Origin of the sequence: Dysgonomonas hofstadii (assembly GCF_014196915.1) — a bacterium.
GTDB classification, from domain to species: Bacteria; Bacteroidota; Bacteroidia; order Bacteroidales; family Dysgonomonadaceae; genus Dysgonomonas; species Dysgonomonas hofstadii.
This window is the reverse complement of record NZ_JACIEP010000012.1, coordinates 38,611-50,656: the sequence shown is the minus strand read 5'-3', so window position 1 is coordinate 50,656 and position 12,046 is coordinate 38,611. Positions and strand designations below refer to the sequence as shown.

General features: G+C 41.3%; 7 protein-coding genes. All 7 read left to right on the top strand.

Translation table 11 applies throughout. The annotated features are described in order from the left end of the window. Nucleotides 1-38 precede the first annotated feature (38 nt). Genes GGR21_RS15345 through GGR21_RS15315 form a run of 7 tightly spaced genes read left to right on the top strand, consistent with a single transcriptional unit; the run spans nt 39 to nt 12,044 of the window. The gene (locus GGR21_RS15345; RefSeq protein WP_183308113.1) at nt 39-3,239 is read left to right on the top strand and encodes a SusC/RagA family TonB-linked outer membrane protein; all 3,201 of its coding nucleotides are present in this window, start codon (nt 39-41) and stop codon (nt 3,237-3,239) included. 10 nt (nt 3,240-3,249) lie between these two features. Next, nucleotides 3,250-4,866: a SusD/RagB family nutrient-binding outer membrane lipoprotein gene (locus GGR21_RS15340; protein WP_183308112.1), complete on the top strand. Its 1,617-nt coding sequence runs from the start codon at nt 3,250-3,252 to the stop codon at nt 4,864-4,866. 31 nt (nt 4,867-4,897) lie between these two features. After that, nucleotides 4,898-5,266, top strand: coding sequence for a hypothetical protein (locus tag GGR21_RS15335; protein ID WP_183308111.1), 369 nt, complete (start codon nt 4,898-4,900; stop codon nt 5,264-5,266). Between the two features lie 24 nt (nt 5,267-5,290). After that, nucleotides 5,291-7,594 (top strand): glycoside hydrolase family 3 N-terminal domain-containing protein, encoded by a 2,304-nt coding sequence (locus GGR21_RS15330; protein WP_183308110.1) that lies wholly within the window; start codon nt 5,291-5,293, stop codon nt 7,592-7,594. 7 nt (nt 7,595-7,601) lie between these two features. Further along, nucleotides 7,602-8,669: an endo-1,4-beta-xylanase gene (locus tag GGR21_RS15325; RefSeq protein WP_183308109.1), complete on the top strand. Its 1,068-nt coding sequence runs from the start codon at nt 7,602-7,604 to the stop codon at nt 8,667-8,669. Nucleotides 8,670-8,681: 12 nt separating this feature from the next. After that, nucleotides 8,682-10,481 (top strand): glycoside hydrolase family 2 protein, encoded by a 1,800-nt coding sequence (locus GGR21_RS15320; RefSeq protein ID WP_183308108.1) that lies wholly within the window; start codon nt 8,682-8,684, stop codon nt 10,479-10,481. Nucleotides 10,482-10,493: 12 nt separating this feature from the next. Then, on the top strand, nt 10,494-12,044 hold the full coding sequence (locus GGR21_RS15315; RefSeq protein ID WP_183308107.1) for a fimbrillin family protein: 1,551 nt from the start codon (nt 10,494-10,496) through the stop codon (nt 12,042-12,044). Nucleotides 12,045-12,046 lie beyond the last annotated feature (2 nt).

Here is a 12,046-nt window from a genome sequence, read left to right as displayed (position 1 = left end):
GCTATTATTATTTAGTCACAACCATAAATTCAATATTAATGAAAAGAAGAACGCACATTCTACTTCTATGCTTCTTGTTATCCGGATGGTATGGACATAAAATTCATGCATACTCCTATGGTATAAAAACAGAGCAACAAACTCCGTGGGAAATTAAAGGTACTATAACAGACAACCAAAATGAACCTCTTATAGGGGCATCTGTTGTAATAAAAGGAACCAATACCGGAACAATTACAGATGTGGACGGAAAATTTTCCATCAAGGTATCTAAAAATTCTGTATTGGTAATCAAGTTTTTAGGCTTTGTAGACCAGGAAATTCTAATCACTGAGCCCAAACAACTTTCAATCGTACTGGAAGAAAAAGAAAATGTATTGAAAGAAGTTGCCGTAACCGCACTGGGAATCAAGAGGGAGAAAAAAGCTTTGGGATATTCGGTCGGAGAGGTTAAAGGTGATGAACTGGATAAAGCAAAAGAAACCAATGTTATCAATGCACTGGCAGGTAAAGTACCAGGATTGGTTATTAGCCAAACTGCCGGAGGACCTTCGGGTAGTAGCAGGGTTATTATCAGAGGTAGCACAGAACTTACCGGCAACAACCAACCCCTATATGTAGTAGACGGTGTGCCGCTAGACAATACGAACTTTGGTTCGGCCGATAAAAACGGAGGATTTGACCTTGGCGACGGAATTTCGAGCATCAACCCTGACGATATTGAAAACATTTCAGTTCTGAAAGGTCCTGCTGCATCTGCTCTTTATGGAAGTAGGGCATCACACGGGGTAATCCTTATCACTACTAAAAAGGCGGCCAAAGGAAAGGCTATCGGCATCGAATTCAATTCAACAACGACCATCGAACAACAGTTGACCAAGTACGATAATCTACAAACTACTTATGGTCAGGGAACAGCGGGACGCATTTCGGGAACAGACGATAATCACAGTTCCAGCAAAAGCTGGGGGCCTAAAATAGATGAAGGGCTTCATATCAATTACTTTGACGGGGTCAGACGTCCCTACAAATTCATCGAAAATAATATCGATGGTTTTTTCCGCACAGGTGTGACAACCACCAATACTGTTGTATTGAATGCAAACAGGGAAGATACAGGGGTCAGGCTTTCATATACTAATATGACTAATAGCGACATAGTACCCAATTCCGGAATGGGCAGAAACAGTATCAACCTGAGAGCCAATACTACATTTTTGAAAAAGTTGGATCTGGATGTAAAAATGAACTATGTGCGCGAAGATGTAAAAAACAGGCCTGCACTATCAGATGACAGAACCAATGTGGGGAAAAACCTGATAACTCTGGCTACCACATTCGATCAAAAATGGTTAAAAAACAGTTATGTGACTGAAGACGGAAAATATTATGACTGGAACAATCTGGATCCATACAACCTGAACCCGTATTGGATAACTAATGAGATGAAGAACGAATCGGATAAAGACCGGTTTTCGGGAACAGGGGTTCTTAATTATAGAATTACAGACAAATTAAGTGCAAGACTGACTGCAGGTGGTGAAGTCAATCTAATGAAATTCAAAGATTTTGCTCCGCCTACAACTCCGGGAAAAGAAACAGGATATCTGCAGGAACGTTTGTTTCGCAACTATACCTATAATACAGAACTTTTGGTTTCATACAATGACCGTGTCGAAGATTTTTCGCTGGGTGGTAATTTAGGAGGAAATATCTTTTATGTAAAGAACAATACAAATACGACTACTGCAAAAGATATGCGTATGCGTGAGGTCGTTGCATTACAAAGTTTCTTGATAAAAGAAGTAACTGAGGATATTTATCAGAAACAGATAAACTCACTATTTGCCACAGCCAACGTGGGATATAAAGACTTCCTGTATCTGGATGCTACTTTACGTGCCGATAAGTCGTCAACTTTACCATCAGGAAAAAATACTTACGTGTATCCATCGGTTTCGACTTCATTCCTCTTCACTGAAGCTTTTAAAATGAATAAAAGTTTTCTTTCTTATGGAAAGATAAGAGCATCGGCGGCACAAGTAGGTAGTGATACTGACCCCTATCGTCTGGATCTGATGTATGCCATGATAGATAAATCATACCTTTCTTATGCTTTGGGTACAATTTATAATTCGGAAGTGCCAAACAGCGAATTGAAGCCAACGAGGACCAATTCGATAGAAACCGGCCTCGAACTTCGCTTCTTACAAAACAGAATCGGATTGGATTTCACTTATTACAACCAACGAAGCACAGACCAGATCATGCGATTGAATACATCTATAACCTCCGGATATAATGCCAAAGTGGTAAACGCAGGAGAAATAGAAAATTCAGGGATAGAGATAGTTTTAAATACCCGTCCTATAGAAACTAAGGACTGGACATGGGATTTAAATTTTAATTTCTCAAAAAATAATAACAAGGTAAAAAGTCTGGCTTCGGGCATTGAAAGATTTACACTGGCAGAAGCAGCCTGGCTCAATGTCACAGTAGATGCAGTAGTGGGAGAAAACTACGGAGCCATTATGGGAAAAGATTTTAAAAGAAACGATGCAGGACAGATCATAGTAAATGGGAATACGGGATTACCTGAGGTGGCAGACGATGTCTCCGTTCTGGGAAATGCGACCTGGGACTGGACAGGGGGCATATCAACCAACGTATCATATAAAAATTTCTCGCTGGGTGCGATTTTCGATATTAAATGGGGAGCTGATATGTTTTCTATGACCGACAGATCGTATCACGCTTCGGGAAAAGCAAAAGCAACTTTGACCGGACGTGACGAATGGTATACGTCAGAGGAAAAAAGACTGGAAGCCAATGTAACAGAAGCGGCATGGAACGCTACGGGGGGCTATCTGGTAGACGGAGTAGTAGAGCATGTCGATGGTTCGGGTAATAAATCCTATACAGCGAATACCAAATTTATCGATCCCGAGAAATATTGGTCACATGTGGCTACATCTGTGCCAAGTGTATTTGTACACGACAACAGTTATATAAAGGTAAGAGAGCTTACATTCTCATATCGTTTACCAAAAAGCTTCGTTAATAAATTCGCGGAATCGATGTCAGTATCTTTCGTTGCTCGTAATCCGTTTATTATCTATAAAAACATAGACAATATTGATCCTGACTCTAACTACAATAACAGTTCAGGTATGGGGCTTGAGTTCGGTTCTTTACCTTCCCGCCGAAGCTACGGAGTGAATATCAATCTGAAATTTTAAATAGAAAAACATGAAATATATATATCATATTATAATAGCATCGCTTCTTACAGGTCTGCTGAGCTTTACAGCTTGTAACGATTTCGATGAAATGAATACAAACCCCACCAAGTCTCCTGTTCTGGATGCAAACAGCCAGTTGTCATATGCACAACTCTCGACATGGGGTGACTGGCAAATAACAGAAACCTACCATTTCTATCTCCTTAGTTTCACACAGCTGATGCAAGGGGAATGGAATGTGACCAATTGGGGAGGACAATACAGACGCGACGATGCCACAATGGGACAATTATGGTCACGCATGTACGGCGTAGGCATAAAGAACCTGGTGGATGTGATAGATAAAACGAAAGACGACGAAGATCAGAAAAACCTGAACGCCGTTGCCCGTATCATGAAAGTTTATTATTTTCTCATTCTCACCGATATATATGGAGATATACCTTACTTCGATGCGGGGAAAGGGCTGCTGGAAGAAATATCTTCTCCGGTTTATAATAAACAAGAAGCTATTTATGACGACTTTCTTAGTGAACTAAAGCTTGTGGAACAAGCTCTGGATGTTAATGCTGATGCTGTCTCAGGCGACATTGTCTATTCAGGTGACATAAACAAATGGAAACGCTTTGCCAATTCTATGCGGCTGCGTATAGCTATGCGTCTGGTCAAAGTGAATCCGGCCAGATCATTGACAGAGGTAAAAGAAGTTTTTGACACCTCTTCAGGGTTATTGACAAAATCAGACGACGCTCTTATTGAGTATATGGATATATATGACTGGGATATTACTGAAATCAGACGTAATGCAATGGCTCAGCGATGGAGAGGGCGCGACTCATACCCCGAACCATTTATCTGCTCGGTATTCTGGGATAAAATGATGGAGAATAACGACCCCCGGATATTACGCATAGCACGCACCTACGACGAAACAGTATCCGGTGAGCCATTCAGCAGGATAGATTTAACAGATGAGATTGTTACTGCACAAGGAATGAGCAAATTTCAGCCTCCTATGCCGGGATATTTCTGGTACGATAAATGGCCAAGCGGATATTGGAGTTCCCTGACTCAAAAATGGCAGGATAAATCTTGTCGTCCTCAGCTCAACAAAGCATTTCTAAAAGGTGATATTCCCGGAATATTGATGACCTATGCCGAAATACAATTCCTGATAAGTGAGGCAAAAGTGCGCTGGGGGTCAGAGATCACAGATGCCGTGTCTGCCGAAGAAAATTACAAGAACGGAGTATCTGCTGCCATGAAACTATTGAGCGAGTTTAAGATAGAGGCAATTACAGATGCCGAAATCGATCAGTATTTTATAGATAAACCATTTCCTGCCGATACAGAAGGGCGTATTAAGGCTATAAACGAAGAAATGTGGATACTTCATCTTCACAATGCACCCGAAGCCTATGCTAACTGGCGCAGAACAGACTATCCTAAACTAAAACCGTCAAACGATTACGGAGCTATAACCATAGAGTCGCAAAGTATCCCTCGCCGATTGAATTACCCGCTTTCCGAACGTTCGTATAACAGAAAAGCCTATGAAGCTGCTATCGAAGCTATGGGAGGTAGGGATAATTGGAATGCCAGAGTATGGTGGGATAAGGAATAAGATAGAAGGAAAAAATAAACACACATAATATATGAAAAAAATAATATTTAGTATAACTCTCATCTTCATGATATTGAGTTTCACGGCATGCGATTCGGATGTGGATCTTCCCGAAATGACAGAAGAAGAATATCCCCGCATACTAGGCAGATGGCCTGAATTAACGGATGGAGGAGAATTGGGACAATTTGACGCACAAGCTGGGCAAGAATTTGAACTGGAACTGATGTTTACCCCGAGCAACTTATGTGAGGGAATATGGTACCTCGACGGAGTAGAATATACACGGGGAACAATATTCAGGTATTATTCTTCCACAGCAGTTTCCCATCATCTCAAGCTGGTAGTCACTACTCCTAAATATAGCACATCCAGAGAAGCATTACTGGTAGTTAAGTAGCAAATTAAACCTATTTATAGTAAAATGAAATATATATACATACTATTTACCCTGCTCTTTCCTCTTATGCTTAGTTGTAACGAAGATAAAAACCTGTATAAAGATGCCGGCCAGCCTGTAGATAAACGGGTAGAAAATCTTCTGGCACAAATGACACTTGAAGAAAAAGTAGGACAAATGAGCCAATATGTTGGTTTGCAACACATGAAGGATGCAATGAGCAAAGCTTCGCCGGAAGAATTGAAAAGCGGGCATGCACAGGCCTTCTATCCCGATTATTCACCTGCTAAGATAGAGGAAATGACAAAGCAGGGACTGATCGGATCATTTCTGCATGTTGTAACAGCAGAAGAAGCAAACTATCTTCAATCCCTGGCATTACAGGGAAGATTACAAATTCCGGTGATCATAGGAATAGACGCTGTGCATGGCAACGGCCTGGTAAGAGGATCTACTATTTATCCTACCTGTATCGGACAGGCATCAACTTTCAATCCTGCACTCGTAGAACAAATGTCGAAAGAAACAGCATTGGAAATGCGTGCTACCGGTAGCCACTGGACATTCACTCCCAATCTGGAGATAGCACGTGATGCCCGTTGGGGACGAGTAGGAGAAACTTTTGGTGAAGATACTTATTTGGTCTCAGCAATGGGAGTAGCCACCATCAAAGGATTACAAGGAGGTGATTTTAGCGGAATTGATAACGTAATAGCCTGTGCTAAGCACTTTGTTGGAGGCAGCCAGCCTGTTAACGGTATAAATGGAGCACCATTCGATGCATCAGAACGCACACTTCGCGAAATTTTCCTACCTCCTTTCAAGGCCGCAATAGATGCCGGAGTAGCTACAGTAATGACTGCTCACAACGAAGTCGACGGCATACCCGCCCACGGAAGCAAATATTTGATGGAAGACTTGTTGAGAAAAGAAATGAAATTTCAGGGTTTTATCGTTAGCGATTGGTTGGATGTGAAGCGTATGCACGATTATCACAAAGTAGCAGAAACTTTGAACGATGCCTTTTTTCTCTCGGTAGATGCCGGTATGGATATGAATATGCATGGTCCCGATTTCTATTTTGGTGTACTTCAACTTGTAAAAGATGGAAAAATTTCGAAAGAAAGAATTGATGAGGCCGTAAGGAAGATATTGAAAGTAAAATTCCAATTAGGGTTGTTCGAACGCCCTTATGCAGATGAAAAGGCAGCAGAACAAGTTGTATTCAGTACCGCTCATCAACAGACGGCTCTGGAAGTTGCCCGCCAATCTGTTGTATTACTCAAAAATGAGAACAAAATTCTTCCATTGGATAGCAAGAAATATAAAAATATTTTGGTTACAGGCCCTAATGCCAATAACCAGACTATACTAGGAGACTGGACTTTTGAACAACCTGAAGAAAACGTGACTACTATATACGAAGGGCTTCAAAAAATACGCCCAGATGTAAATTTTAGCCTTTGCGAATTTGACTGGAACATTCGTAAAATGGATCCAAAACAGGTGGATAAAGCTGTGGCAATGGCCAAAAGCAATGACCTGGCTATTATTGTAGTAGGAGAAAACTCTATGCGATACCACTGGAATGAAAAAACCTGTGGTGAAAATAGCGACAGATACGACCTTAACTTGTTTGGACTACAACAGGAATTGGTAGAAAGAATTCATAAAACCGGGATGCCTACCGTAGTTGTACTTGTTAATGGCAGACCATTAACTACCGAATGGATAGCAGATAATATTCCGGCGCTGATAGAAGCATGGGAACCTGGATCGCTCGGAGGACAAGCCGTTGCCGAAATTATATTCGGTGATGTTAATCCATCCGGCAAATTAGCTGTAACTATCCCCCGCCACTCAGGACAAATACAAACTTATTACAATCATAAGTTTACTTCCAAATGGTTTAGATATGCTACCGGCAATTCGGCTCCTCTTTACGAATTCGGTTATGGTCTAAGTTACTCTGACTTCAAATTTGAAGATGTGAAACTAAGTAAAAATGAAATAAACAAAACGGAACCGGTCGAACTTACGGTAAAAGTTACCAATGCAGGGGAAATGGCAGGAGATGAGGTCGTACAATTGTATATAACCGATGAATTCAGTTCTGCAACACGTCCGGTGAAAGAACTGAAAGATTTCCAGCGTATTTCATTACAACCCGGTGAAATAAAAGAAGTAAAATTTACCATTACCCCAGAAAAACTGTCATATTACGATGCTCAAATGAAATATGGCATAGAAACCGGTGAATTTACAATCCGGGTAGGTTCGTCTTCTCGCAATAACGATCTGATTAATACACAGCTAACCGTAAAATAATATAACCATGAAGAAATTATTGATAACAGCACTTTTTCTATTTACTATACTGGCCGTCTATTCATGCAGCGACAATGACGACAATACTGGTGAAGTTGATAAAGAGCTTCCAACATTGAATATAGATAACCTTCGCCAGTCTCCCGTAAAAATGGGAGCAGCAGTAAATATAAATGCATTGAAAAACGATGCCGATTACAAAAATCTGCTTATAAAAGAAGTGAGTAGCATAACGGCAGAAAATGTTATGAAAATGGACGCCATGAGTGTAAGCAAAGGAGTTTATGATTTCACAAATGCGGACTATATTGTAGATTTTGCCATGGAAAACAATATGCGGGTACACGGGCACGTACTTATATGGCACCAGTCGCTACCGTCATGGGTTGTTACTTTCACAGGCGATACAGATGGATGGAAAGCGATGATGAAACAATATATACAAGATGTAATGTCCCATTTCAAAGGTAAGGTGACGTCATGGGATGTAGTAAACGAAGCCATACTTGACGATGGGACAATGCGCCCGACTATCTGGCTGGAGAAAATCGGCGCAGATTATATACAACTGGCATTCGAATATGCACATGAAGCCGATCCTTCCGCAATATTGTTCTACAACGAATATGGGCAGGAATATAGCCATACCAAACAGGTTGCGATTAATAAACTTGTAGACGAACTTCTGGAAAAAGGGGTGCCGGTGCATGGTATAGGTCTGCAGATGCACACTAATATCTTTGCCGATGAAACAAGACTGAAATACGCAGTAAGAACAGCGGCCGCACGCAATCTGAAAGTGCATATTTCTGAATTGGACGTTGCAGTAAATCCGGAGGAAGACGAAACCCTGAAATTTACTGACGAACTGGCAAAGCAACAGCAAACAATATACCGTTATGCCACACAAGCCATGATGGAAGTTCCGGCTGAAAATCAGTTTGGAATCACTTTCTGGGGAATAACGGATAAGTATTCATGGTTAACGGAAAAGCACGACTGGGGGCTTCCTTTCGATGAAAATTTCAAAAGTAAACCAGCTTATACTGGAATATTACAAGGGTTGTATAAATAAGATAGGCATAGAATGAAGAAAATATTATTACTTCTTTTAATTCTCTTATCCCTTGACGGACTGGCGCAGGAAATCCCCCTATTGTCCAATATATACGGACGGGATTATCAAAGCCTGAACGGTAAGTGGAATTACGTGGTAGACCCTTTGGAAAACGGCTATTATGGATACAGACTGGAAGTGTTGAAAAATGGTTTCTTTAAAAACAGGAAAGCACAACATCCCGGCGAACTGGTCGAATATAATCTGGATACATCTCCTATAATGGATATTCCATCGGATTGGAATATGAAAGACAAACAGTTGTTTTTCTATGAGGGAACGGTATGGTTCAAGAAGGATTTCGAACTGAATAAAAAACCGGATAAAAAGTATATCCTTTACTTCGGAGCAGTCAGCTACGATGCGAAAGTATATGTCAATGGAGAAAAAGTGGGCGAACATGTAGGTAGTTTCACTCCTTTCAACTTCGATGTTACCGGGTATGTGAAAAGCGGAAGCAATTTTGTTGTTGTCAAGGTAGATAATAAGAGACACAAAGATAATGTCCCTACCCTCAACAAAGATTGGTGGAACTATGGAGGAATTACCCGTGAAGTAATGCTTGCAGAGGTGTCCGGCGCCTATATTCAGGATTATTTTGTCCAGCTCGAAAAAGGTTCGGCTGACAATTTGAAAGTATGGGTAAGACTAAACGATAATAAAGTCAACCAGGAAATCACATTTTCAATACCTGAATTAAAGATAAGAACAACTCTGAAAACCAATGAAAACGGTTTGGCTGAAATATCATTGAAAGTAAAGCCACAACTATGGACTCCTGAAAATCCTAAGCTTTATGACATCAACATCGCAGCACCTGAGGATGAAGTAAGCGACCAGATCGCATTCAGAACGATAGAAACACAAGGAAAGGAAATTCTGTTAAATGGCAAACATATCTTCCTGCGGGGAGTAAGCATTCACGAGGAAGCTCCATATTCACAAGGCCGAGCATGGTCTAAGGAACATGCAAGGACTCTGCTCACATGGGCAAAGGAAATGGGATGCAACTATGTGCGTCTGGCTCATTATCCGCACAACGAAAACATGGTGCGCGAAGCTGAAAAAATGGGTTTGATGGTATGGTCGGAAATCCCGGTATACTGGACTATATCCTTCGAGAATGAGGCTACTTATCAGAACGCGCAACGCCAGTTGCATGATATGATATACAGAGATAAGAACCGTGCCAATGTCATTATTTGGTCGATAGCCAACGAAACGCCGCACAGTGACGCCCGCGATAAATTCCTCAGCCGTCTTGCTACCTATGCCCGCACTCAGGACAATACACGTCTGATCAGTATGGCGATGGAAGTAACGGAAGCACCGAATAACCTGAACAGGCTCGATGATAATATGAACGAATATGTGGATATTATCAGCTTCAACCAGTATGTAGGATGGTACAGAGCCACCAACGAAGATGCACGCAAGATGAAATGGGAAGTTCCCTACAACAAGCCGGTTATCATAAGCGAATTTGGAGGAGATGCGCTGAAGGGGCTTCATGGTGACAAAACAGAGCGCTGGACAGAGGAATATCAGGAAGAACTTTATATAAGAAATTTGGAAATGCTCGACCAGATAGACGGCCTTTCGGGATTGTCTCCATGGATTCTGGTCGATTTCCTTTCCCCACGACGCCAGTTGCCCCGTATACAGGACTGGTACAACCGTAAAGGTTTGGTTTCCAGTTGGGGTGAAAAGAAAAAAGCATATAAAGTGATGCAGGATTATTATCAAAAAAAGAAAATGCAGTTTCAATAAAAACTACAAAAAATGAGAAACATTAAATTAATACTAATACCAGTGATTGCTTACCTGCTTGTGAGCCTCAGTTCATGTAGCGGTAGTACTTATGACGGTGATGAATACATCTTCATTGAAGGCAATGAGGTAAAGTTTAGCTCCACTATTTCCGATCCTAATGCAACGGGAGAGGCTACACAGTGGAAAAATGGCGATAAAGTGGGCATCTCTATGATGAGAAGCGCGACCAATCTTATACTCAATAACTTCAGGAATATTCAATACAGCGCAGATCCTTCGGGAGCTTTAACTCCTGACAACACAACGATCTTATTCTCGGAAGACGCAGACTACAAGCACGATTTTGTTGCTTATTATCCATATCAGGAAAGCCTCGAGAATTTTATTTACAACATAGATATCCGTGATCAGGCAGATCAGTCGAAGCTGGTGCTTATGTATGGAAATATATTGGAAATATTCAATACTGCATCTTCGGTAAACATAGAATTCAATCAGAAATTGACAAAATTAGTTTTCAATATTGCTCCGGGAGTCGGTTTCACTGAAGCAGACCTTGCAGGAATAAAAGCCGAATTGATCGACATCAACAGCCTTGCCGATTTTAATCTGGCTACAGGCCAGATCGGACGCCAACGGGAAAATCAGACTGTACCGGCCTTGGTTTCAAATAACGGAAAAAAAGCAGAAGCAATTGTTATTCCCAACAAGGATACCAGAATTAAATTGAAACTCTCTTTAACCAATAACGTCACTTTCGAGTGGACAAGCACATTACTTACACTCGAAGAAGCTACGAAATATACATACAATGTAACTGTTGGGACAAATATGATCGAAGTTAGTGAAGGTTCGATAACCAGCTGGACAGGCATAGACGAAGCTCCGATAGAAGGTGAAGGGACTCCCGACAATACAGCAAAATATAAAGTTGGGGATTATTACCCTGACGATATTAATCCTATCGGCGTTGTTTTTGAAGTATCAAATGGTGGTAAGAGTGGAAAAATAGTTTCATTAACAAGTGAATTCCAACAGCGATGGGGCGGTATACAAAACGAGTCTGAAAATGGCTTGCCATCCGCCGCTGATCCTGATAACGGAGACATTGCTACCCGGGATATTATAAACGGCAGAAAAAACTGGGGTAATTTCCAGAGCGATTATGTCATTTTCGAATGGCTGTACAACACGGTAAATGGAGGCGACATCGATGGCAAATGGTATCTGCCTGCCAAAAATGAATTAAAATCGCTGTATGCTGCGACGAGTGGACTTACCTATGCCGATATAAAAGATACCTGGCTCGACGATCAGGCAATGCCCGACTTTAGTACGCAACCATGCATAAATGCACGGGATGCATTCAATACGACATTAACTGACGCTGGAGGATTAGGATTGCACCAGTGGGCCTGGTACTGGACTTCTACAGAAGTAGTTACCGGCAGTGACGTTTCAAATAAAACAGCATGGTCAGTACAATTTGATACAGGCGTAATGCAAAGTATTAAAATTAAATGGGACTGGGGTAGAGCCCGCCCGATTATGAAATTCTAATC

Bases quoted from the DNA above. Each gene is read 5' to 3' on its own strand.
- GGR21_RS15335 (WP_183308111.1), top strand. From the start codon at position 4,898: ATGAAAAAAATAATATTTAGTATAACTCTCATCTTCATGATATTGAGT.
- GGR21_RS15340 (WP_183308112.1), top strand. From the start codon at position 3,250: ATGAAATATATATATCATATTATAATAGCATCGCTTCTTACAGGTCTG.
- GGR21_RS15315 (WP_183308107.1), top strand. From the start codon at position 10,494: ATGAGAAACATTAAATTAATACTAATACCAGTGATTGCTTACCTGCTT.
- GGR21_RS15320 (WP_183308108.1), top strand. From the start codon at position 8,682: ATGAAGAAAATATTATTACTTCTTTTAATTCTCTTATCCCTTGACGGA.
- GGR21_RS15325 (WP_183308109.1), top strand. From the start codon at position 7,602: ATGAAGAAATTATTGATAACAGCACTTTTTCTATTTACTATACTGGCC.
- GGR21_RS15345 (WP_183308113.1), top strand. From the start codon at position 39: ATGAAAAGAAGAACGCACATTCTACTTCTATGCTTCTTGTTATCCGGA.
- GGR21_RS15330 (WP_183308110.1), top strand. From the start codon at position 5,291: ATGAAATATATATACATACTATTTACCCTGCTCTTTCCTCTTATGCTT.